Genomic DNA, 22,108 nt, shown 5'->3' with positions numbered 1-22,108 from the left:
CGCCCCTTCTCGCGTGCGCGCCGCCGCTCGTCAGGACGCCGCGGAACCCAGGAGCGTGCCGAAGGCCTGCGGGTCGGCGTCGAAGCCACGGGTGATCGAGCGGTACGACCAGCCGTCCGCCTCGGCGCGGGTGAATTCCACGACCGTCGCCGAAAGGGCCCCGGGGACGTCCGCGAAGTCATGGGTCAGCAGGTCGTCGTAGCCCTCGCGGACCCGTATGCCCGTGTTCGCTATGTCGCCGAAGGTCAGCCGCCCGCCTCCCTGTTGTATGGCCACGCCCACCACCACCCGCCCGTACCGCGCGTCCAGCCGGTCCAGTTCCAGGGTCATGGCCTCGTCGTAGCCGAAGCCCTGCCCCGTGCGGCTGTCGCGGTGGAGCGTGATCGTGCCGTCCGGGGAGCGACTGCCGAAGTGCACCAGATGGGCCGGTGCGCCGTACGGATCGCCCGCGGCGAAGACCCCGGCGACGAGATCCAGGTCATGGGCCGGCGCGCCGGCAGGGGCGGGGTCCCACTTGAGCGTGACCTCGACGCGCCCCACCCCTTTGTTGAGTCCGCTCATGGTGCTTCCCCTCTCCGCGCGCCCGCGCCCGCATCGCCTCGTACCGTCGACCCGCTCAAAAGCCCTTGGTCATGGGCCGGTTGCTCATGGTGTCATGTGCCTACGACAGAGGACCCGGCGCTTGAGGGGGAGAGCGGTTTGTGGAGCGGTGACGAGCTGGATCTCGACGCATATCTGGCTCGAATCGGATACGACGTCGAACGGGACGGAGAACTCGCCGCCGATCTGCGGACCTTGACGGCCCTTCACCGGGCGCATGTCGCGGCCGTTCCGTTCGAGAACCTCGACGTCGCCCTCGGACGGCCGGTGCCCCTGGACCTGAAGAGCCTCCAGGCCAAACTCGTCGCGCGACGCCGGGGCGGCTACTGCTACGAGCAGAACTCCCTCTTCGCGGCGGCTCTCGAACGGATCGGCTTCCAGGTGGCAGGCCGCGGCGCGCGCAACCGCTCGCGGGGCGCTGCGCTGCCGCCGGTCACCCATGCGATCCTCGCGGTCACGGTCGAGGGCGACCAGTGGCTCGCCGACGTCGGGTTCGGCTGGCAGGGGCTGCTGGAGCCCGTGCCGCTGCGGGACGGCGCACGCGTGGAGCAGGGCGGTTGGACGTTCGGCGTCCACGTCGAGGACGAGGGCGTCCACGTGCTGCGTTCGCTGCGGCCGGAGGGCTGGAAGGACCTGTACGCGTTCTCGCCCCAGGCCTATCACCCCGGTGACTTCACCGTCCTGAACCACTACAGCTCCAGCCATCCGCAGTCTCGCTTCCTCGGCCAGATCGTGGCCCAGCGGCCGGGCGCGGACGCCGGCAGATCCCTGTTGCGCTCGACGCTCTCGATCCTGCGCCCCGACGGACCTGCCGAGGAACGGGTCGTGACCCCGGACGAGTTGGCCGCGACCCTGGAGACGGAGTTCGGCATCGAACTGGATGCCGAGGAGCGCGCGGGTCTGGAGCGACTGCACGCGGAGGGAGTCTGACGGGGTCTGCCGGGGTGCTCTCCGGCCCCGTACGATGGCGCGGTGCTGGTCAAGTGGATTCGCTGCACCGTGGTGGACCGTCGAGGGTTCGAGCGGGGGCAGCGGAAATGGGCGGGGCTGCTCGGTGAGCCGGGATTCCGGGGACAGGGCGGCGGGTGGAGCCGGGGTCGCCCGGACGTCGCCCACATCTTCGCGTTCTGGGAGAGCCGGGCCTTCTACGACTCGTTCATGGCCCGGTCGCACGACCGGCTGGCGGCCGCGCAGGCCGGCACGTTCAAGGACGCCCAGGTCAAGCTCTTCGACCACCGCTTCGACGTGAAGACCGGGTTCGAACCGCGGTTCGCCGACGCCGACGTGGCGCGGGTGGCGCACTGCCGGGTCCACGAGGACCGTGCCGAGCACTTCGCACTCATGCAGGAGAAGGTGTGGAACCCCGCCATGGCGGGGTCTCCCGGCATGTTGCGGGGCCTGTTCGGCGAAGCGCCCGGCAGCGAGTTCCTGGTGCTCTCGATGTGGCAGTCCGCCGCCGAGCACGGAAAGTACCGGGCCGAACGCGTGGAGCGGCTCGGGCTGCGGGCCCGTACCGCGGCCGACGTGGCGGCGCTGGACGGAGACGTGGTGCAGCTCGAACCCTCCTGGACGGTCTGAGCCGCCGCCCCGGGACGCCTCCCTCGGACGGGCTCCGGGCACGGCCTCGGCCGAGCCCGCCGGAGAGCGGCGATCTAGGGTCGGGGTATGGCAAGACCGCGGCGCATCGTCCTCGTACGGCACGGAGAGTCCGAGGGCAATGTCGATGACACGGTGTACGAACGCGAGCCCGACCATGCCCTGCGGCTGACCGAGACCGGCCGGCGCCAGGCAGAGGAGACGGGGGAGCGGCTGCGGGAGCTCTTCGGCGAGGAGCCGGTCAGCGTCTACGTCTCGCCGTACCGCCGCACCCACGAGACCCTCCGGGCCTTCCGGTTCCCCGCGAAGCAGGTCCGGGTGCGGGAGGAACCCAGGCTCCGGGAGCAGGACTGGGGAAACTGGCAGGAACGCGAGGACGTACGCCTGCAGAAGGCCTACCGGGACGCGTACGGCCACTTCTTCTACCGCTTCGCCCAGGGCGAGTCCGGTGCCGACGTCTACGACCGCGTCGGCGCCTTCTTGGAGAGCCTGTACCGCAGCTTCGAGGCGCCCGACCATCCGCCCAACGTCCTGCTCGTCACCCACGGGCTGACCATGCGGCTGTTCTGCATGCGTTGGTTCCACTGGACGGTCGCCGAGTTCGAGTCGCTGTCGAATCCCGGCAACGCCGAGACCCGCGCGCTCCTGCTCGGGGAGGACGGCCGGTACCGCCTGGACAGGCCGTTCGAACGCTGGCGCACCCCGGAACCGTACGGCCCCACCGGATAGACGCCTCGTGGTTCTCCCCGTCAGGACCCGGCTGCGCTGTTCGGACAGCGATCGCTCGTGGAACGTCTCGATGGCTGCGGCTCTGGACGCGGTCTGCTCCAGGGGAAGAGCAGCCCGTCACGGAAGCGGTCGAAGCCGTCCTGGGGGCATCCACCGTCGGCGACGCAGACGGCGGTCCGCAGAAGGCCGGCACCCGGTCGCGGGCCGCTGCGACGAGACCCCGCGGAACTCCGCGGCGCGTTCCGACTCCACGGCATCCGGCCACGGAACCCGCGCGACAACCCGCTTGGCGGACTTGGCGACCACTGCTAGGTTTCCTGAGGCCGTGCAAGAGAACGAGGAGGTGGTACCCGTGAACGCAGTATCGACATGGGTGCTCCCCTCCGGGGTCACGGTCGGGCGATAGGTCGTCGTCCGGGAGCGCCGTCTCTGAGCACTCCCGAAAGGCACGACCATGCACTTCACTTCTGAGCGGGTTTTCGACGACGGCGTCGTCGAGCGCGAGTTCACCCTCGGCGAGATCCCCGGCATCCTGTGGACGCCCGCGTCCGCACCGGCGCCGTTGATCCTGATCTGCCCCCCGCCGCTCGGACTGGGCAAGGTGTACTCCCGGCTGGCGGGGCGGGCCCGGTACTACGCGGCGGAGTACGGCTTCGCCTCCGCCACCCTCGAACTCCCCGGGAGCGGCGACCGTCCCCGTTGGGCCGCCGCCGACCGGGCCCGCGCCGACCTGCGCCGGGCGATGGAGGCCGGCGAGCCGGTCAGCGGCGAGATCGTCGACGCCCTGATCCTCCCGCTGGTCGAGAAGGCGGTCCCGGAATGGCAGGCAGCGCTCGACGACCTCCTCGCGCTGCCCGAGATCGGCGGCCCGGTCGGGTACGAAGGGGGAATCATCTCCATCGGCGTCCGGCTCGCGGTGGTCGAGCCGCGCATCGCGGCCGCCGGTCTCTTCGCCGGGAGTCTCGTGCCCGCCGCCGTCTTCGAGGAGGCCCGGCAGGTGACCATCCCGCTGCACGTCCTGCTGCAGTGGGACGACGAGGGGAACCCCCGGCAGGCGGCCCTGGACCTCTTCGACGCCTTCGGCTCCGAGGAGAAGACCCTGCACGCCAACATGGGCGGACACACCGGCGTCCCGCCGCACGAGCTCGACGCCGGGGCCCGCTTCTTCGCCCGGCACCTGAAGTGAGGCCGGGCCGGCAGGCCACCACCGGGCGGTAGGCGACGCCGGCCGGGACACCACTCACCGGGGACAGGCCCCGGCCCTCCTCGGTTCTCTGCACGGCGGGCCCCTGCCGAGTCGGCAGGGGCCCGCGCTGTCCGAAGCCGTGAACGGTTCGACTCCCGCGGGGCCCGGGTGCTGCCCGAATTCGTGTACGAGGGCTCTCGGGCTCTGGCTCAGGTTCTGTGGTCGGGGACGCTGCGTGGTGATCGCAGTTCGGGTTCGGCCCCCCCGGGGCTCGTCGTCGGTGGTGAGTGTCATGATCGGTTGTATGGGAGCCCTCTTCGGCTACTACGCCGCTGCTGACGATGAAGACGCCGTGCGGGCTGTGGTCCGTGAGGACGGACAGCCGACGGGAACGGGGTACGACTCGTTTGTCGTGAAGGGCGTCGATCCGGTGGTCGAGCTGCTGCCCGCAGAGGTGCTCATCACGGGGCGAGCCGCTGATGCCGTCGAGGCCGATCCGCGGCGCGGGCATCTGGTCGGAATGGTGGGCGACGGCGAAGTGGTCAGCTTGTCCCTCACTGATTCCTTTTGTGACTCGCTCGCCCGTTTCGAGCGGGCGCAGTTGGGCGAAGTGGCACGTGCTTGGTCCGCGTCGGGTGTTTTCGACACTCGGTCGGACCCGAATGGGCTCACGGGTTTCCTGGAAGAACTCGCTGCTCTGGTAGGGAGGGCGGCCGCTCGCGGTCACCGGTTGTACTGCTGGATCAGCATGTAACGACGTGGGGCTCGGCCCGCCGGCAGTACCCGCCCGGCGACGGCCCGGGGCGAAGGCGGGCGGAAGGTCACCGGCCGCGGCGAGGTGCGCTTCTTGTACATGTGGGTGCGAACGCGCTGGTAGCTGCTTCCGCGGCCGAGCGGGACGATATGCACGGTGGGTGGTGCTGGATCCGTCGGCAACGAATTAGAGTGGCAGACCGATGACCGCTGACTCCTCATTCGACCGGCGCTTCGACCGCGCCCTGGCCAGCCTGCGCGGGCTGTCCGTGGGAGACGCCCTGGGCTCCCAGTTCTTCGTGCCCTCCCACTACCCCCTGCTGAAGCGCCGCGAGCTTCCCGCCGGCCCCTGGCAGTGGACCGACGACACCGAGATGGCCTGCTCCGTCCTGGCCGTCCTCGTCGACCACGACCGCATCGACCAAGACGCCCTGGCCCGGTCCTTCGCGGAGCACCACGACTTCGACCGCGGCTACGGTCCCGCCGTCAACCGGATGCTCCGGCTCATCCGCGAGGGCGGCGACTGGCGCGAGCTGGCCGCCGCGCTCTTCAACGGCCAGGGCTCGTGGGGCAACGGCGCCGCCATGCGGATCGCCCCGTTGGGCGCCTGGTACGCCGACGACCCCGAGCAGGCGACGCACCAGGCCGAGATCTCCGCGTACACGACCCACCAGCACCGGGAGGCCGTGGTGGGCGCCATGGCCGTCGCCGCCGCGGCCGCGATCGCCGCCGACCCCGCCGGACCGCCCACGCCCGAGGCACTGCTCGACGGGGTCATCGCCCTGGTGCCGCGCAGCGCGGTCGGGGCGGGTCTGCGCAGGGCCCGGGACATGCTCGACTACGACGACGCCGGCACGGTCGCCGCGGTCCTCGGCAGCGGCCGCCGGACGAGCGCCCATGACACGGTCCCCTTCGCGCTCTGGTCGGCGGCGCGCGGGCTCGGCGACTTCGAGCAGGTGTTCTGGACGACCGCGCAGGTCGGCGGCGACGTCGACACGACCTGCGCCATCGCCGGCGGAGTGGTCGCCTCCACCGCGGCCGGCACACCGCCGGAGGGTTGGCTGCGACAGACCGAGAGCCTTCCGGGGTGGGTTTCGGAGGGAAAGGCCTGAGGGCGGCCGAAGCGCCCGCGCCGGGCAGTGGCCCGGCGTCCTCATGGGGGGGGTGATGGATCGATGCTCCCCCGGCCCCGCTCGGGCCAGGGGCATCGACGGGCCGTCAGACCCCTGGCCCCGTGGCCTCGGCACGGCCGCTCAGTGCTTCCAGGCCCCTCTTGCGGACCCGGATCACCAGGACGGATGTGACCAGCACGACCAGCGCCATGCCGACGGCGCCCGTGAGGGCCGAGGAGATGAACGTCGGCCGGGAGAGTCCCCCGCCGGTGAGCGTCGCACCCGTCACCATGAACGGCTTGGGCCCCCGAGGACCGGCAGGAGCCGCTGGGCGAGCCCCGCGCCGACGCCGTCGCGCCCGCGATGTCGAACCGGCCCGGGCGGCCCTCGGATTCCGCGATGTGGCGCGCGGTGAGGAAGGTGATCAGCAGGCCGAAGCGGTGTCGAGGACGACCATCGACCGTGCCTCCGGACCCGGGACGTGATGTACTCCAAACCTTGCTTGATCCTGCGAGCAGTGGTTCACGAATGCGATGCCGAGTCCGCCGAACGCCTCCACCGGCTGATCGAGACAGGCGTGATCCAGCCCTGGAAACATCTCTTCCGGGACGTACTGCGGCGTGGAATCCCCCGTGGAGAGGTGCGGCACGACGCGATCGACGACCTCGTCCTCGATGTGGTCCCCGCCATGACGATGCACCGCTCCAAGGTGTACGGAAGCGAATGGGCGGAAGGCGAGATCGCCGATGTGATCGACCGGGTCATGGTGCCCCTCCTGTGTGCCCGAGGCCTTCGGCACGGGGTGCGGGTGAGCTTCGGAGCGGGGCGGGACGGGCGCCTTCGGGCGTCTGCGGCGAATCCGGGTATCGCAGGTGACGTCAGGCGGCGTAACCTGTCTGGCGCCATGCCGTACGAACCTCCCACCCACACTGTCGAGCGGTCGCTCCGAGCCACCACCGGCGCCAAGATCGTCGCCGGGGTCGACGAGGTCGGACGCGGAGCGTGGGCCGGCCCCGTCACGGTGTGCGCGGCCGTCACCGGTCTTCGCCGGCCTCCCGAGGGGCTCACCGACTCGAAGCTGCTCACTCCCAAGCGCCGCGACGCGCTGGCCGTGGAGCTGGAAGGGTGGGTCACCGCGTACGCGCTCGGTGACGCCTCCCCGCAGGAGATCGACGAACTCGGGATGACCGCGGCGCTGCGGCTCGCGGCCGTCCGGGCCCTCGAAGGCCTCCCGGTGCGGCCCGACGCGGTGATCCTGGACGGCAAGCACGACTACCTCGGCAGCCCCTGGCAGGTCCGTACGGTGATCAAGGGCGACCAGTCCTGCATCGCCGTCGCGGCCGCCTCCGTCATCGCGAAGGTCCGACGCGACGCCCTCATGGCGGAGCTGGAGGCCGAGGGCGGCCAGTACGCGGCGTACGCCTTCGGCGCCAACGCGGGCTACCCTTCGCCGGTCCACAGAGCGGCGCTCGAAGAGCTGGGGCCCACCCCCCACCACCGTCTCTCCTGGTCGTACCTGGACGCGCTGCCCCAGTGGCGCCACCTCAAAAAGGTCCGCCTCTCCGCCGGGGCGGCCGCGCTGGAAAGCGGGGGCCAACTCGGCTTCGACTTCTGAACTTCCGGTCACGGAGGCCCTGCTCAAGGGCCGCCCGCGCGGCCGGGGTGCACATGTGTGCCCACCCGCCGGTGCTTCGCGCAGCGGCGTTTGATAGACATCCATCCATGCCTCTCATCCCCGAGGAGCCTCAGATTCACGAGAGCGCCCAGGGTCCCCGCGCCACCACGGCCGCCGGCCGCCCCGCGTCGACCCCCCGTCCCGTACCCGGCCCGCGTTCCGCGGCCTCTCCGCGCCCCGGACGCCCCGTTCCCGGTCCGGCCAGGCCCGCCGCGCCGGCACCGCGCCCCGGTGCCGGGCAGCCTCCGGCCAAGGGCCCGGAAAATCGTTCCGACCAGCGATCCACCCCGCAGCTCCAGCTGATCCCGGCCCCGGTCGACGGCGCGCTCGACGCCGCCGAGGAGGCCCTGGACCTGCTCCTGGAGAGCGGACGGGCACCCGGCGAGATCCTGGTGCTCACCACCGGCGACCCGCACCCGTGGGCGGCTCACGAGCTGTCCTTCGGCGAGGCCGCCTACTGGGCCCAACAGGACACCGCCGACGACGTGTTCTTCGCGGACGCCTCCGCCGTGGAGCGGGCCGCAGGCCGCCCCGTGGTGATCGTCGCCGTCAACGGCGGAGACGAGGGGACGGCCGCCCGGGCCCTTCCGGCTGCGAAGGCCCGCGCGGGCGCGCTGCTCGTCGTCTGCGGCGACCCGCAGCGCATCACGGCGCTCCTCGGCGCCGGCGTCTGACCGACCGCACTCCTCCGCCGGGCCCCCACCGGGACCGGCGGAGGCCCGGCACCGCCCGTGCGATCAGCGTGCGGCGGCCCGGCGCAGGGGCTCGGTCGCGCCGCTCGCGGTCCTCGGCGTGAGTCGGTCGAGTTCGGCCGGCCCGTCACCCAGCGGCAGGGGGAGCGAGTCGGAGCTCGGCCGACGACCTCCCCGGCCCTCGCCGAGCACCTGCCAGCCGGCTCCGGTCAGCGTGATGTACGCGCCGCAGCGGAGGCCGTGCAACGTGCAGGCGTCCCGAAGCCCCCACATCCAGGCTCCGTCCTCCTCCGTCCAGCGCTCGTCGCCCTCGCGGCAGTACAGCAGGACCGCGGTCCGCACGGGCGCGCGTCTGCGGAGGTCGTGCGGGATGACCCGCCGCAGATGCGCGAGGAGCGCGTTGCGGAACTCCCAGCCGTCCGCCGCGACGGGGCGTCGGACGAACGAGGCGCTGGCGGCGAGCCGCTCCTCGTGGTCCAGGACGGCGAGGACCGCCGTCGAGGGCGTGGGCGCGTGCCGCGAGTGGAGTCCGCTGACCACCTCACGAGGGTTGCGCAGCAGGGGAATTCCCGCCGCAGCCCACTCGGAGGGTTCGAGTATCCGGGCGAGGCGGCTGGCGGACTCGGACGACGATCTGAGCGAGGCGGCTGTGGGCGGAGCGAATCCGAGGGTCACGGTCCTCCCTTCGGATACGCGCCCGCTGGGCGGCGGGCAAGGTCGGGTGAGGGCGCACCACGGCACAGTCCTTCCGGACCGCTGACGGGCCGTGCGGGGCGGTTTCCCAATTCTTGCTGGCCCGTGCGCGAGCGGCAACGAGCAATTGAGACCGCTGACGGGAATGGGTTGGTATGCCACTCATATCCCTGCCCAGTTGCCCATTGTTCACTCCCCGTTCCCCCTCCTGTTTCACCCCTGGACGGCGAGCACCAGCGGGAACACCCCTTCCGCTCCGGCCCGCCGCAGCAGCCGCGCGGCCACCGCCAACGTCCAGCCGGTGTCGGAGAGATCGTCCACCAGGAGAACCGGCCCGCCGGCGCCGGCCAGCCGCCCGGCCAGCTCCGGAGGGACCGTCAGCATCCGCTGCAGACCGACGACCCGCTGGGCGCTGTTGGTCCGTGAGAGCCGGAGCTCCTCCGCCTCCGGCACGTACTCCACCACGCCGAGCAAGGGCATCCTGCCGATCTCGGCGATCCGCTGCCCGAGCGAACCCACCAGACGCGGCTTGCGGTGCGAGGCGACCGTGACCACACCGGCGGGCCGGGCCGGCGCGTCCGGCGCGCCGGAGGCCCACCCGCCGGGTCCCTTGGCCCAGTCCGCCAGCACGTGCACCACCGCCTGCACGACATCGTCCGGCACGGGCCCGTCCGGGGTGCCGTCGGCCAGCAGCGGACGCAGCCGGTTGCCCCAGCCGATGTCCGAGAGTCGCCCCAGGGCCCGGCCGCCGAAGGACTGCTCCCCGAGCGGGATGCGGCCCTTCAGATCGACCCCGACCGCGGCGAGCCCGGTGGGCCACATCTTCCGCGGTTCGACCTCCACACCGGGCCGTCCCAGCTCGCCCTCGGCCGCGTCCAGCGCCGCCTCGGACACCTTCGGATCGAACCGGTTCCCCGCGCAGTTGTCGCAGCGACCGCACGGAGCGGCCTCCTCGTCGTCCAGCTGGCGCCGCAGGAACTCCATCCGGCACCCGGTCGTCGCCGCGTAGTCGCGCATCGCCTGCTGCTCGGCCGCCCGCTGCCGCGCCACCCAGGCGTACCGTTCGGTGTCGTACGCCCAGGGCTGCCCGGTGCTCTCCCAGCCGCCCTTCACCCGGCGCACCGCGCCGTCCACGTCCAGCACCTTGAGCATGGTCTCCAGCCGGGTCCTGCGCAGCTCCACCAGCGGCTCCAAGGCGGGCAGGGACAAGGGCCGACCCGCCTGCGCGAGCACGTCGATCGTGCGGCGCACCTGCTCCTCGGGCGGAAAGGCCACCGAGGCGAAGTAGCGCCAGATCGCCTCGTCCTCCTGCCCGGGCAGGAGGAGCACCTCCGCGTGCTCCACCCCTCGCCCGGCCCGGCCGACCTGCTGGTAGTACGCGATGGGGGAGGACGGCGACCCGAGGTGCACCACGAAGCCCAGGTCCGGCTTGTCGAACCCCATCCCGAGGGCCGAGGTCGCCACGAGCGCCTTGACCCGGTTGGCCTGGAGGTCGTCCTCCGCCTGCTGCCGGTCGGCGTTCTCCGTCCGACCGGTGTAGGAGGACACGATGTGGCCGCACTGGCGAAGATAGGCGGTGACCTCGTCGGCCGCGGCGACCGTCAGCGTGTAGATGATGCCGGAGCCGGGCAGCTCGCCGAGGTGGTCGGCGAGCCAGGCCAGACGGTGCGCCGCGTCCGGCAGCCGGACCACGCCCAGACTCAGGCTCTCCCGGTCGAGCGGCCCGCGCAGGACGAGCGCGTCCGTGCCCGCCCCCGTGCCGAGCTGCTCGGCCACGTCCGCCGTCACCCGCGCGTTCGCCGTCGCCGTCGTGGCGAGGACCGGGACACCGGAGGGCAGGTCCGCCAGCATCGTCCGCAGCCGGCGGTAGTCCGGCCGGAAGTCGTGGCCCCAGTCCGAGATGCAGTGCGCCTCGTCCACCACGAGCAACCCGGTGGCGGCGGCCAGCCGGGGCAGCACCTGGTCGCGGAAGTCGGGATTGTTGAGCCGCTCCGGGCTCACCAGGAGCACGTCCACCTCGCCGGAGGCCACTTCCTCCTGGACCGTCTCCCACTCCTCGGTGTTGGACGAGTTGATCGTCCGTGCGCGGATGCCCGCCCGGGCCGCCGCCTCCACCTGGTTGCGCATCAGCGCGAGCAGCGGGGAGACGATCACGGTGGGGCCGCTGCCGCGCTCGCGGAGCAGCGAGGTCGCCACGAAGTACACGGCCGACTTGCCCCACCCGGTCCGCTGCACCACCAGGGCCCGGCGCCGGTCGGCGACGAGCGCCTCGATCGCCCGCCACTGGTCCTCGCGCAGTCTGGCCGTGCCGGTCGGATCGGAGACGAGACGGGCGAGCACGGCATCGGCGGCGGCTCGGAGGGCGGCGCGGTCTTCCAGCGGGGCTGCTTGGGTCATGCCTCCATGCAACCCGATGCCTCGGACATCGCGCGAATGAGCCCTCGAACCTGTGGACAACTCGACGGGTCGGCGAATGCCCCGTTCCAGGAGTTATCCACAGGGGTTTCGGATTTCGGGAGATCACGAGACCGTCCTGACCATGAACGCGAATCACCACGAAACCAGTGGACTCCCCCGTACCCAGCAGATCACCCTGCGCGGCCCGGCGGAACTGGCCGACGCCCTGCCGTTCGTGCTGGGCTTCCATCCCACCGACTCGGTCGTCCTGGTCGCCCTCCACGGCGAGCACGGCCGCTTCGGGGGCCGGGTCAGGCTCGGGATCCCGCGCTCGCCCCGGGAGTGGGCGTCCACCGCCGACCACCTCGCCGAGTGCCTCGTCGAGGGAGGCGCCCGAACCGGCTCCCGGCCCGACGGCATCGTCGTCTTCCTGTGCCAGGACCCCGAACCCGGCGAGACGGGCCGCAGGGTCATGGAGCGGCTGCGGCCGTTCGCACAGCGGCTGCGGACCGCCTGCGGCGCCCTCGACATCCCCGTCTACGAGGCCCTCTGCATCACCGACGGGCTCTACTTCTCGTACTGCTGTCCCGACCAGCGCTGCTGCCCGCCCGACGGCACCCCGCTCGCGCTCAGCGGCACCTCGGTGATGGCGGCGGCCGCGACGTACGCCGGAGTGCAGGTACGCGGCTCCCTGCGGGACATGGAGGCCCGGTTGAAGCCCCCCGGCGGGCCCCGGGACGAGGAGCAGCGGGCCGCCCTCGACGCGGCCGCCGCCTCGATCGTCCCCCGGATCCTCGAAGGCGCCGATGCGCGGGGACGGGAAGAGGTGCGCGAAACCACACTGCGTCTCGCCCGAGAGGTCCTCCGCCGGTTCGTGAACCCGAAGGGCCGGAAGAACCCGAACGGCTCCGGGGACCGGGCCGGTGCGGTGGGCGCGCCGAGCACGGCGCGCCCGGTGCGGCAGCTCGTGCCGGGACGAGCGGCCGGCACCACGACCACGGCTGCGGACGACGCCGCCGACGACGCCCTGATCACGACCGACGAGGCGGCGGCTCTGGTGATCGGCCTCCAGGACCGGGTCACCCGCGACCGTGCAGCCGAGTGGATGGAGGGCTGGGAGGGAACCGCCGCCCTGCGGCTCTGGCGGGTCCTGGCCCGGCGCTGTGTCACGCCCTACCAGGAGCACGCCGCCGCGCCCCTCACCCTCGCAGGCTGGACGGCCTGGTCCACGGGCGACGAGCCGACCGCCCGGGTCGCCCTCGGGCTCGCCCTCGACGCCGATCCTGAGTACGTCTTCGCCCGTCTGCTGCACCAGGCGTGCAACGAAGGGCTGAACCCCGAATCGCTCCGTTCCTGCCTGCGCAGCGAGCGGGATGCCCGGGCCGCCTCGGAGCAGAAGGCCCCGTCGCCCTCCCGGCGGGTGCGGATGCGGGCCACTCGCAGGCCGGGCACCCCGCCGGCCCTCAAGAAGCCGGGCCGGACGACCGGTGGGACCGGGCGGCGGGCGACGGCCGGTGTCCGCCCCGGCGGGCCCGCGACGGGCGGGCCGGGGAGCGGGACTCCACGGCACGGCGGACAGCGCGGCTCCAGGAGCGGTCGATGACGACCGTGACCCGGCTGCCCGCGAGCGCGTTCACCTCTCTGGCGGCGTCGCACGAACCGTCCCGCCGACAGCCTGCCGGCCGCCCGGTCCGCACAGAGAGCACTCCGTACCCGTCATGGCTCCCAGCCCCGTTCCGGCCCCCGGCCGCCCCGCCGGACCACCCACCAGCCAGTCGCCCGGATACGCCTCCGGACACACGTCAGGCGCCGGCGTCGCGTTCCCGCGCGCGACGCGTCCCGCGGAACTTCCCCCGGTGCACGGCGCGCTCCTCTGCGTGGCCCTGCCCGCCCTCGCCGTCTGCGCCGAGCACGGGCAGCTCACCGGCGAAGGACCCGAGGGAGTGTACGAGGCGGGGCGACGTCTCCTGTCCCGCTGCGTCCTGCGGGTGGCGGGGCGTGAACCCGTCGCGCTCCAGGGCCGCATGGCGGCCCCCGACCGGGCGGTGTTCCTCGGCGCCCTGCGCGTCCCCGGCGACACCGGACCCGACCCCACCCTCACCGTCGAACGCGTCCGGAGCGCCGACGGAACCGAGCGGATCACCCTGCGCAGCGCCGCGGCCCGCCCCCTCCGGCTCCCCGTGGAAGTCGCTCTGGGCACGGATCTCGCGGACCTGGGCACGGTGGCGTCCGGGAGAGCCGGCCCCGAACTCGCCGCGAGCGTTCACGGCACCGGACTGCGATGGACCGGCGACGGCCGATCCGTCGCCGTCACGGCGGACCCGCCGCCCATGGACTCCCTGGCGGCGGCGGGAGTACTGCGCTGGGAAGCCGAACTGGCGCCGGGAGCGACGTTCACGCTCCGCCTGCGGGTGCGGGGGGAGTCGGCCGCCCGCCCCGCCGCCTCCACGGGGGCGGGCTCCGGACGGCCCGGCGGCCACCTCCTCGCCGAGGCCCGGGCCGAGGGCGACGACCCGAGGCCCGGAGAACTGCTCCGTGCCTCCGTCGACGACCTGCGCGCCCTGCTCCAGCGCGACCCGGCCCGTCCCGCGGACGTGTACCTCGCGGCCGGCGTCCCCTGGCGCTGCGGACCGGTCACCTCCGAGGCGCTCTGGGCGGCCCGCATGGCCCTGCCGCTCGGCACCCGGCTCGCCGCCACCACCCTGCGCGCCCTCGGGCGCACCCAGCTCCCCGGCGACGGAGCGGAGTCCGGTCGCCTCCAGGGACCCCTCAGGGACGCGGGCCCGCACCTCCCGCCCCGCTGCACGGGCGTCGAAGCCACCCTCGCCTTCCCTGCCGTGCTCGCCGAGGCACGCCGTTGGGGGCTTCCGTCCGCGGACCTGGAGGAACTGCTTCCCGTGGCGGAGCGCTGCCTCCACTGGCTCCGCCGTACGGCCGACCGGAACGGGTTCGTCCCGGACCCGGGGCCCGCCGGGCCCTGGCGGGCCGAGACCCAGGCACACGCCCACCGCGCCGCCCTGCTCGGTGCCGATCTCCTCGACGACTGCGGGCGGCCCGGCGGAGACGCCCTGCGCGACGGGGCGCGGGGCCTGCGCGAGCGGTTCCGACGCGAGTTCTGGCTCGACGACCCGGCGGGCGGCCGCCCCGCCGTCGCCCGGGCGCAGGACGGCCGGACCTGGTCCCAGCTGGGCGGGTGGGCCGCGCACCTGCTCGACACCGGGTTGCTGGGCGGCGGCCGGTACGCCCCGGGTCTCCTGGGCCGGGCGGAGACGGAACAGGTGGCCAGGCTGCTCGGTGCCCCGGCGCTCGACTCCGGCTGGGGCCTGCGGAGCCTCGGGGCCAAGGAGCCGGCCCACAACCCCTTCGGTCACCGGGCCGGAGCGGTCAGGGTGCACGAGACGGCGGTCGCCGTGGCCGGTCTCGCCGCCGCAGGTCACGAGAAGGAGGCCGCTTCCCTCCTGCGGGGGCTGCTCGACGCGGCGGAGGCCTTCGCCCATCGACTCCCGGAGATGTACGCGGGGGGGCAGCGGACGGCGGGCGGCCGCCCGGTGCCTCATCCGGCGGCTTGCCGACCGGCGGCCGTCGCGGCCGCCGGGGCGGTTCAGGCGCTCCTCGCCCTCGCGGGCATCCGACCCGACGCCCCGGGCCGGTCCGTGGCGGTGCACCCGCTGGCCTCGGCCCCGCTCGGCGCGATCAGGCTGTCGGGGCTCGTGGTGGCCGGCGAAGCCTTCGCGGTGCGGGTCGGCAGGCTGGGGCTCGGTATGGTCGAGGAGGCCGCCGAGGGTCTTCAACTGGGGGTGTGACGGGATGCCGGGCGCAGAGACGCGGGAAGCCTCGCGGCGCGACGAGGAAGCTGCGGCCGATGCTTTGGCGAGACGTGTTTATCGTCAGGAAGACGACTATGATCGCGGCATGCCTCCCTACGACCCGTCGGCCTTTCCTCCCTTCGCCGTGACCGTCGACCTGGTCGTGCTCACCGTGCGGAGCCACGCGCTCTGCACCCTGGTCGTACGGCGGGGAGAGGCGCCGTATCAGGGGCGTTGGGCACTGCCCGGCGGTTTCGTGCGGGCCGAGGAGGACCTCGGAGCCGCGGCGGCGCGCGAGCTGGTCGAGGAGACCGGCCTCTGCGCCCACGACCCCGCCGCCCCGCCGCCCGTGCCGAGCAACGGCGCGCACCTGGAGCAGCTGGCGACGTACGGGGCGCCCGACCGCGATCCGCGCATGAGGGTGGTGAGCGTCGCGCACCTGGCGCTGGCGCCGGACCTTCCCGCCCCGCGTGCGGGCGGCGACGCGAACAGTGCCCGTTGGGCCCCGGTCGAGGAGCTCCTCGGTGAGGACGAGGCCGCCAAGGAAGGGGGGCCGGGGGCGCTCGCCTTCGATCACGCCCGGATCCTCGCGGACGGGGTGGAGCGCGCCCGCTCCAAGATCGAGTACTCCTCCCTGGCCACGGCTTTCTGTCCGCCCGAGTTCACGGTCGGAGAACTGCGCCGCGTCTACGAGGCGGTCTGGGGGGTGTCCCTCGATCCGCGCAACTTCCACCGCAAGGTGACCGGCACGCCCGGCTTCCTGGTCCCGGCCGGAGGCACCACGACGCGTCAGGGAGGGCGCCCCGCACAGCTCTTCCGGGCAGGTGGGGCCACCCTTCTCAATCCGCCGATGCTGCGTCCCGAGGTCTGAGAGCCGTGCGCATCCGGCGTCTCCGGGCGCCAAACATGCGTGGAAAGTCCGAAATGTAGCGTTATCTTGCTGCGGTAGCGCCGCCCTGCCGCGGAGCGGTGTCACCTACCGCGAGAGAAGCGATGCTCCAGGCAATCGGACTGACCAGCATTCCCCGCCGCGATCGCCCGCCCGCCGTGGACGATCTGACCTTCGAGGCCCGGCCGGGCGCCGTGACCGCACTCCTCGGCCCTCGGGGGTCCGGCAAGACCACCGCCCTCCGGCTCATGCTCGAACTCGAGCCGGGCCGTGGGGTCACCTACTTCCGCGGTCGGCCGTTGCACCGCATCGCCCATCCGCCCCGTGAGGTCGGCGTGCTCCTCGGCGATGTCCCCGGACACCCGTCCCGCACCCTCCGGGGGCAGCTGCGGATGCTCTGCGCCGCCACGGGAGTTCCCGTCGCACGGGCCGATGAACTGGTGCGGACCGTGGGCCTCACCGGTCTGGAACGTCGGCGGATCGGCACCCTCCCGATCGGTGCGGACCGTCGACTCGGCCTCGCCGCGGCCCTGTTGGGAGCCCCTCACACCCTGCTGCTCGACGAGCCGGCCGCGGGTCTCTCCGTGCCCGAGGGCGCGTGGCTCCACGAGCTGCTGCGCGCGCACGCCGCCGAGGGGGGGACCGTGCTGTACACCACGGAGGACCCCAAGGACGCGGCCGGCAACGCCGACCGCGTCGTCACGCTCGACGGCGGCCGACTCGTCGCGGACCAGGACGCCGTCGAGTTCGCCCGCACCCGCCTGCGTCCCCGGGTCGTCGTCCGGACCCCGCACGCCGCGCGTCTGGCCGCGGCCGTCACCCAGGAGGCCAGAGCCGCCCGCCGTCCCGTCGAGGTGGTCGCCGAGGACGGCAATCGCCTCTCCGTCTACGGGAGCGACTGCGCGACCGTCGGTGACACCGCCTTCCGGCACGGCGTACCGGTCCACCGGCTCGCCGACGAGAGGGGAGGCGGCAACGGCGCCGGCCGTGGCAGCGGCGTCCCCGGGCAGGTGCGGAGCGCGCGCGAAGGCGAGGAGGCGGGGGCCCCCGAGAACCGCGCCGCCGCGTCGACGGGCGCCGGGCAGCCGTCCGGGGCCACGGAGCGGGAGGCCCGGAGCGGCCGACGAGGCGCCGTGAGGCGACCCGCCCGCTCGCCCCTGCGTCCCCTGCGGTACGAGCTCCACCGTCTCCTGGGCGTGCCCTCCACCCCGCTCGTCGTGGCCGCCGTCCTGCTCGTCTCCGTGACGCTCGCCCTGCTCCTCGGCCGCGGCGGCCGAGTCGAACTGCCCGCCGTGCTCGCCGGCTGGCCCCCGCTCTCCCCGCTGCCGCCCGCGGCCGTCGGTGCCGGGCTGATCGGGGCCTTCTCCTTCGGCGAGGAGTACCGCTATCCCGCACTCACCACGGGGCGCGGGGCCGTCCCCCGCAGGCCGGGCCTGCTGCTCGCGAAGCTCGCCGTGGCCGCGGTCGTCGCCCTGGTGCTGGGGGCGCTCGTCGCGGGGATCGACCTGGAGGCGCTGCGGTTCGTCTACGGCGCCGAGTTGGTTCCCGTACCGAGGAACTGGCCGACTCTCTGCTCGAGTTGGCTGGGCCTGGTCGTCGGCTGCGCATGGGCGGGGGTGCTCGGTGCCGGGGTGTTCCGGGCCGCCGCGGCCGGAGTGGCGGCGGTGCTCGCGGTGCCCGTCGCCTTCGTTCCGTTGTTGCAGAAGGTGTTGACGGGGCCGTCGGTGCGGTCGGCGGCCGGACTTCCGGCGCGACTGCGCGAATTCGCCGGCCCGCAGTGGTCGCCGGCCCTGGACCGATGGATCGCGGGTGTGCTGCGGGTGGTCGGTCAGCCCGCAGGAGTGGCGCTCTCGTTGACGTTGACAGGGTTGCTCTGCGCCTATGTGTTCACCGGCCTTCGTCGTAAGGCCCGTTGGTGATCACTTGTTGACCGGAAGGGTTCGGTTCCCCGTCAACTACCTTGGAATATGTCGTAAATGTCCAATTAATCGTCAATTGTGTAGCGGGTGCCGATCACCCTTTCGTGTGCTTTTCACCAAAGACCTCAAGGCTCACGGAGGCAACGCCGACAAAGGATGCGTGAGTACCCTTGCGCACACCATGATGACCGCCGCCCGCCCCGTCGACTCCGGCCTCGGCGCCCCGGGCGATCTCGACCGCTACCCCTACCCGGAGGCGCCCGCCGGCCGCATGAGCCCGCCCTCCTGGGAGGGAGTGGACACCGACCTGGGCCGCGTCGGCCGCAGGTCCACCGGCAACCGGGGCCGCGGACTGCACGGACAGCTCGTCCAGCAGCTCGGTCAGATGATCGTCTCCGGCGATCTCGGCGCCGACCGCCCGCTCGTCCCCGAGGAGATCGGCCAGCGGTTCGAGGTCTCGCGCACCGTCGTGCGCGAGTCGCTGCGCGTACTGGAGGCGAAGGGGCTCGTCAGCGCCCGCCCGAACGTCGGTACGCGGGTCAGGCCCGTCAGCGACTGGAACCTCCTCGACCCCGACATCATCGAATGGCGCGCCTTCGGCCCGCAGCGCGACGACCAGCGCCGCGAGCTGAACGAGCTGCGGTGGACGATCGAGCCCCTGGCCGCGCGCCTGGCCGCCGGGCACGGCCGCGAGGACGTGCAGCAGCGACTCGCCGACATGGTCGAGATCATGGGGCACGCGTTCGCCCAGGGCGACGGCATCACCTTCTCGCGGGCCGACGCGGAGTTCCACTCCCTCCTGATCCAGCTGGCCGGGAACCGCATGCTGGAGCACCTCTCCGGCATCGTCGCCGCCGCCCTCCAGGTCTCCGGCGGTCCCGTCACCGGCTGCGACCGGCCGAGCGAGGCCTGTCTGACCCACCACGCCCGGATCGTGGACGCGCTCGCCACCGGAGACGCCCACGGAGCCGAGAGCGCCATGCGGCAGCTGCTCACGGTCCACCCCGAGGTGGAGCGCGTCGTCCCCGCCCCTCGCGAACACTGACCCGCGGGCCGTGGCCGGGAGCACGGAGGCGCGCCGCGTGCCGCCGGGTTCCGGGCGCCACCCGGGCCCCGACAGGGTCCCCCGGGCGGCCCCCGGGTTCCGGCGACCCGAATGTACGGTGATCACCCGCTCTGGCCGTTTCGTCGCAAATGAGGTGTGACTCGGGCCACGAAGATTGGGCGTAACACTCCTCCGAGCCGTGCGATGACCTAAGAGGTGACAGCCGAGGAAGGAATACAGCAGCCGACGGAGGCGCTGTGCAGTTCCCCGGTCCAGCCCGCGCCGTCGACACATTCCCCGTCGACGGTCGTCGGCTCCAGCCTGATCCAGGGCGGGGCCGGAAGCCGTTTCCATCGTTCCGAGAGGTTGTTCGTGTCGGCCAGCACATCCCGTACGCTCCCGCCGGAGATCGCCGAGTCCGAGTCTGTGATGGCGCTCATCGAGCGGGGAAAGGCTGATGGGCAGATCGCCGGCGATGACGTGCGTCGGGCCTTCGAAGCCGACCAGATTCCGCCAACCCAGTGGAAGAATGTTCTGCGCAGCCTCAATCAGATCCTCGAGGAAGAGGGTGTGACGCTGATGGTCAGTGCAGCGGAGTCGCCGAAGCGCGCCCGCAAGAGCGTCGCAGCGAAGAGCCCGGCCAAGCGCACCGCCACCAAGACCGTCACTGCCAGGACGACCGTGACGAAGAGCACCGTCTCGGCCCCCGCGGCCGAGGGCGCCGACCCGGCCGACGAGGCCGGATCCCCCGCCAAGAAGGCGGCCGCGAAGAAGACCGTCGCCAAGAAGGCGGTGGCCAAGAAGACCGTCGCCAAGAAGACGGCGGCCAAGAAGGCCACGTCCAAGAAGGACGCCGACGAGCTCATCGAGGGCGAGGAACTCCTCGAGGACGTCGCACCCGGCAAGGGCGAGGACGAGGAGACCGAGGGCGAGAGCAAGGGCTTCGTCCTGTCCGACGAGGACGAGGACGACGCTCCGGCGCAGCAGGTCGCCGTCGCCGGTGCCACCGCCGACCCGGTCAAGGACTACCTCAAGCAGATCGGCAAGGTCCCGCTGCTCAACGCCGAGCAGGAGGTCGAGCTCGCCAAGCGCATCGAGGCCGGTCTGTTCGCCGAGGACAAGCTGGCGAACTCGGACAAGCTGGCTCCGAAGCTCAAGCGCGAGCTGGAGATCATCGCCGAGGACGGCCGCCGCGCCAAGAACCACCTCCTGGAGGCCAACCTCCGTCTGGTGGTCTCGCTGGCCAAGCGCTACACCGGCCGCGGCATGCTCTTCCTGGACCTGATCCAGGAGGGCAACCTGGGTCTGATCCGCGCCGTCGAGAAGTTCGACTACACCAAGGGCTACAAGTTCTCCACGTACGCCACCTGGTGGATCCGTCAGGCGATCACCCGCGCCATGGCCGACCAGGCCCGCACCATCCGCATCCCGGTGCACATGGTCGAGGTCATCAACAAGCTCGCGCGCGTGCAGCGCCAGATGCTCCAGGACCTGGGCCGTGAGCCCACCCCGGAGGAGCTGGCCAAGGAACTCGACATGACCCCCGAGAAGGTCATCGAGGTCCAGAAGTACGGCCGTGAGCCGATCTCCCTCCACACCCCGCTGGGCGAGGACGGCGACAGCGAGTTCGGCGACCTCATCGAGGACTCCGAGGCGGTCGTGCCGGCCGACGCGGTCAGCTTCACGCTGCTCCAGGAGCAGCTGCACTCGGTTCTCGACACGCTCTCCGAGCGCGAGGCGGGCGTCGTCTCCATGCGCTTCGGTCTGACCGACGGCCAGCCGAAGACGCTGGACGAGATCGGCAAGGTCTACGGCGTGACGCGAGAGCGGATCCGCCAGATCGAGTCGAAGACGATGTCGAAGCTCCGTCACCCGTCGCGCTCGCAGGTCCTGCGCGACTACCTCGACTGATCGGTACGAGGGACGCAGCGACACACGGAAGGGCCCGGCTCCCCGAGAAGGGGAGCCGGGCCCTCCGGCTTCGCGCGGGTGCACGGCGGGAACGCGTGGTGGACGCTGGGTGAACCGACATCACCTGAGAGTCAGGAGGCTCCATGCGTGGTTTCCTCACCCGAGCATTGACGGGCGCCCTGGGCCTGGTCGCCGCAGCAGCGGGGCAGCTCGCCACCGCCGGTCCCGTGACCGCCGACAGCGTCGTGGTGGGCGGGCAGCCGGCCCGGATCACGGACGCGCCGTGGGTCGTGGCGCTGTCCAGCCGTGACCGGTTCGGGGGTACGCGAGCGGGCCAGTTCTGCGGGGGTGTGGTCGTCGCGCCGACCAAGGTGCTCACGGCGGCCCACTGCCTGGGCCGTGAGGTGCTCGGCGGGGAGCCCCGGGAGGTGCGCGACTTCGTGGTCATCGCCGGTCGTGCGGCGCTGCGCGGAGAGGAGGGGGAGGAGGTCCGGATCTCCGACACCTGGATCAACCCCGACTACGACCCCACGACCAACTCGGGCGACCTGGCCGTGCTGACGCTGGTGAGCGCACTGCCGGAGTCGTACGTGATCGGCGTCGCCCGGTCGGGAGACGCGGCGTACGCGCCCGGGACGGAGGCGGACGTCTACGGCTGGGGCGACACGACCGGGAACGGGGCCTACGCCTCCACGCTGCGGACGGCGCGCGTCCAGGTGCTGCCGGACACGGCGTGCGAGCGGGCGTACCCGGGCGGTTTCGGCGTTCGCTACCAGCGCGGGACCATGCTGTGCGCGGGCGACCCGCAGGGCGGCAAGGACGCGTGCCAGGGAGACAGCGGGGGGCCGCTGGTGGCCGGGGGGCTCCTCGTCGGCCTCGTGTCCTGGGGCAGCGGCTGCGGGCAGGCGGAGAACCCGGGCGTCTACACACGGGTCTCGGCGGTGCTTCCGGCACGGTTCTGAGCCGCGCCCCGGAGCGTGGGCGGCCTGCCACGGGTCCCGACGGAGCGGAGTGTGCCGATCCGATGGGGACGGAGGGCACCGCTTCCGAGGAGGACGGGGGGCGCCGATTCAGCCAGGGGCTGAAGGGCGCCGAGTACGAGAAC

General features: G+C 72.8%; 19 protein-coding genes and 1 pseudogene. 16 read left to right on the top strand and 4 right to left on the bottom strand.

Annotated elements, in window-relative coordinates; all coding sequences use genetic code 11:
- Positions 1-30 precede the first annotated feature (30 nt).
- Positions 31-561 (bottom strand): TerD family protein, encoded by a 531-nt coding sequence (locus IE180_RS24645; RefSeq protein WP_190159128.1) that lies wholly within the window; start codon positions 559-561, stop codon positions 31-33.
- Positions 562-795: 234 nt separating this feature from the next.
- Between IE180_RS24645 and IE180_RS24640 the strand changes: the two genes are divergently transcribed.
- The 6 genes from IE180_RS24640 (at position 796) to IE180_RS24615 (ending at position 5,976) form a co-directional block, all read left to right on the top strand.
- Positions 796-1,530, top strand: coding sequence for an arylamine N-acetyltransferase family protein (locus tag IE180_RS24640; RefSeq protein ID WP_308434447.1), 735 nt, complete (start codon positions 796-798; stop codon positions 1,528-1,530).
- A 42-nt stretch (positions 1,531-1,572) separates the two neighbouring features.
- Complete coding sequence (locus IE180_RS24635; protein WP_190159127.1) at positions 1,573-2,178, top strand: YdbC family protein; 606 nt, start codon at positions 1,573-1,575, stop codon at positions 2,176-2,178.
- A gap of 87 nt (positions 2,179-2,265) precedes the next feature.
- Complete coding sequence (locus IE180_RS24630) at positions 2,266-2,925, top strand: histidine phosphatase family protein (protein ID WP_190159126.1); 660 nt, start codon at positions 2,266-2,268, stop codon at positions 2,923-2,925.
- Positions 2,926-3,379: 454 nt separating this feature from the next.
- Positions 3,380-4,111 (top strand): dienelactone hydrolase family protein, encoded by a 732-nt coding sequence (locus IE180_RS24625; RefSeq protein ID WP_190159125.1) that lies wholly within the window; start codon positions 3,380-3,382, stop codon positions 4,109-4,111.
- A gap of 304 nt (positions 4,112-4,415) precedes the next feature.
- The gene (locus IE180_RS24620; RefSeq protein WP_190159124.1) at positions 4,416-4,865 is read left to right on the top strand and encodes a hypothetical protein; all 450 of its coding nucleotides are present in this window, start codon (positions 4,416-4,418) and stop codon (positions 4,863-4,865) included.
- 202 nt (positions 4,866-5,067) lie between these two features.
- Positions 5,068-5,976, top strand: coding sequence for an ADP-ribosylglycohydrolase family protein (locus tag IE180_RS24615; protein WP_190159123.1), 909 nt, complete (start codon positions 5,068-5,070; stop codon positions 5,974-5,976).
- 106 nt (positions 5,977-6,082) lie between these two features.
- Here the strand turns inward: IE180_RS24615 and IE180_RS24610 are convergent, their stop codons facing one another.
- Positions 6,083-6,268: a hypothetical protein gene (locus tag IE180_RS24610; protein ID WP_190159122.1), complete on the bottom strand. Its 186-nt coding sequence runs from the start codon at positions 6,266-6,268 to the stop codon at positions 6,083-6,085.
- A 192-nt stretch (positions 6,269-6,460) separates the two neighbouring features.
- Here IE180_RS24610 and IE180_RS36705 point away from each other — a divergent pair.
- The 3 genes and pseudogenes from IE180_RS36705 to IE180_RS24600 all read left to right on the top strand — a co-directional run.
- Positions 6,461-6,679, top strand: a pseudogene (locus IE180_RS36705) (TetR-like C-terminal domain-containing protein); the annotation flags it as partial.
- A 201-nt stretch (positions 6,680-6,880) separates the two neighbouring features.
- Positions 6,881-7,591 carry a ribonuclease HII gene (rnhB, locus tag IE180_RS36700; protein WP_229860841.1) on the top strand — a complete coding sequence of 237 codons (711 nt, stop codon included), beginning with the start codon at positions 6,881-6,883 and terminating at the stop codon, positions 7,589-7,591.
- A gap of 107 nt (positions 7,592-7,698) precedes the next feature.
- On the top strand, positions 7,699-8,325 hold the full coding sequence (locus IE180_RS24600) for a hypothetical protein (protein WP_190159120.1): 627 nt from the start codon (positions 7,699-7,701) through the stop codon (positions 8,323-8,325).
- 63 nt (positions 8,326-8,388) lie between these two features.
- Here the strand turns inward: IE180_RS24600 and IE180_RS24595 are convergent, their stop codons facing one another.
- Positions 8,389-9,018, bottom strand: coding sequence for a hypothetical protein (locus tag IE180_RS24595; protein WP_190159119.1), 630 nt, complete (start codon positions 9,016-9,018; stop codon positions 8,389-8,391).
- 231 nt (positions 9,019-9,249) lie between these two features.
- Positions 9,250-11,433, bottom strand: a complete 2,184-nt coding sequence (locus tag IE180_RS24590; RefSeq protein WP_190159118.1) for a RecQ family ATP-dependent DNA helicase — start codon at positions 11,431-11,433, stop codon at positions 9,250-9,252.
- Positions 11,434-11,575: 142 nt separating this feature from the next.
- Between IE180_RS24590 and IE180_RS24585 the strand changes: the two genes are divergently transcribed.
- The 7 genes from IE180_RS24585 (at position 11,576) to IE180_RS24555 (ending at position 21,965) form a co-directional block, all read left to right on the top strand.
- Positions 11,576-13,036, top strand: coding sequence for a DUF4192 domain-containing protein (locus IE180_RS24585; protein ID WP_190159117.1), 1,461 nt, complete (start codon positions 11,576-11,578; stop codon positions 13,034-13,036).
- Positions 13,037-13,151: 115 nt separating this feature from the next.
- Complete coding sequence (locus IE180_RS24580) at positions 13,152-15,236, top strand: glycogen debranching N-terminal domain-containing protein (protein WP_190159116.1); 2,085 nt, start codon at positions 13,152-13,154, stop codon at positions 15,234-15,236.
- A 109-nt stretch (positions 15,237-15,345) separates the two neighbouring features.
- A complete protein-coding gene (locus tag IE180_RS24575) occupies positions 15,346-16,110 on the top strand; it encodes an NUDIX hydrolase (RefSeq protein ID WP_190159115.1) in 765 nt (254 codons plus the stop codon).
- Between the two features lie 122 nt (positions 16,111-16,232).
- Positions 16,233-18,047, top strand: coding sequence for an ATP-binding cassette domain-containing protein (locus tag IE180_RS24570; RefSeq protein WP_190159114.1), 1,815 nt, complete (start codon positions 16,233-16,235; stop codon positions 18,045-18,047).
- A 160-nt stretch (positions 18,048-18,207) separates the two neighbouring features.
- Entirely contained in the window at positions 18,208-19,092 is an 885-nt protein-coding gene (locus IE180_RS24565; RefSeq protein WP_190159113.1) for a FadR/GntR family transcriptional regulator, read from the top strand.
- Between the two features lie 372 nt (positions 19,093-19,464).
- Complete coding sequence (locus IE180_RS24560; protein WP_190159112.1) at positions 19,465-21,003, top strand: RNA polymerase sigma factor; 1,539 nt, start codon at positions 19,465-19,467, stop codon at positions 21,001-21,003.
- Between the two features lie 143 nt (positions 21,004-21,146).
- Positions 21,147-21,965 carry a S1 family serine peptidase gene (locus IE180_RS24555; protein WP_190159111.1) on the top strand — a complete coding sequence of 273 codons (819 nt, stop codon included), beginning with the start codon at positions 21,147-21,149 and terminating at the stop codon, positions 21,963-21,965.
- The last annotated feature ends 143 nt before the right edge of the window (positions 21,966-22,108 follow it).

The organism is Streptomyces litmocidini (assembly GCF_014649755.1).
In the GTDB taxonomy this organism is placed as follows: domain Bacteria; phylum Actinomycetota; class Actinomycetes; order Streptomycetales; family Streptomycetaceae; genus Streptomyces; species Streptomyces litmocidini.
The sequence above is the reverse complement of the archived record's forward strand: the minus strand, read 5'-3'. Positions and strand labels throughout refer to the sequence as shown.

What these genes read in the sequence shown, in the direction of transcription:
- IE180_RS24645 (WP_190159128.1), bottom strand. Translation starts at nt 561, where the DNA reads ATGAGCGGACTCAACAAAGGGGTGGGGCGCGTCGAGGTCACGCTCAAG.
- IE180_RS24630 (WP_190159126.1), top strand. Translation starts at nt 2,266, where the DNA reads ATGGCAAGACCGCGGCGCATCGTCCTCGTACGGCACGGAGAGTCCGAG.
- IE180_RS24625 (WP_190159125.1), top strand. Translation starts at nt 3,380, where the DNA reads ATGCACTTCACTTCTGAGCGGGTTTTCGACGACGGCGTCGTCGAGCGC.
- IE180_RS24620 (WP_190159124.1), top strand. Translation starts at nt 4,416, where the DNA reads ATGGGAGCCCTCTTCGGCTACTACGCCGCTGCTGACGATGAAGACGCC.
- IE180_RS24615 (WP_190159123.1), top strand. Translation starts at nt 5,068, where the DNA reads ATGACCGCTGACTCCTCATTCGACCGGCGCTTCGACCGCGCCCTGGCC.
- IE180_RS24610 (WP_190159122.1), bottom strand. Translation starts at nt 6,268, where the DNA reads ATGGTGACGGGTGCGACGCTCACCGGCGGGGGACTCTCCCGGCCGACG.
- rnhB (WP_229860841.1), top strand. Translation starts at nt 6,881, where the DNA reads ATGCCGTACGAACCTCCCACCCACACTGTCGAGCGGTCGCTCCGAGCC.
- IE180_RS24600 (WP_190159120.1), top strand. Translation starts at nt 7,699, where the DNA reads ATGCCTCTCATCCCCGAGGAGCCTCAGATTCACGAGAGCGCCCAGGGT.
- IE180_RS24590 (WP_190159118.1), bottom strand. Translation starts at nt 11,433, where the DNA reads ATGACCCAAGCAGCCCCGCTGGAAGACCGCGCCGCCCTCCGAGCCGCC.
- IE180_RS24585 (WP_190159117.1), top strand. Translation starts at nt 11,576, where the DNA reads ATGAACGCGAATCACCACGAAACCAGTGGACTCCCCCGTACCCAGCAG.
- IE180_RS24580 (WP_190159116.1), top strand. Translation starts at nt 13,152, where the DNA reads ATGGCTCCCAGCCCCGTTCCGGCCCCCGGCCGCCCCGCCGGACCACCC.
- IE180_RS24575 (WP_190159115.1), top strand. Translation starts at nt 15,346, where the DNA reads ATGCCTCCCTACGACCCGTCGGCCTTTCCTCCCTTCGCCGTGACCGTC.
- IE180_RS24570 (WP_190159114.1), top strand. Translation starts at nt 16,233, where the DNA reads ATGCTCCAGGCAATCGGACTGACCAGCATTCCCCGCCGCGATCGCCCG.
- IE180_RS24555 (WP_190159111.1), top strand. Translation starts at nt 21,147, where the DNA reads ATGCGTGGTTTCCTCACCCGAGCATTGACGGGCGCCCTGGGCCTGGTC.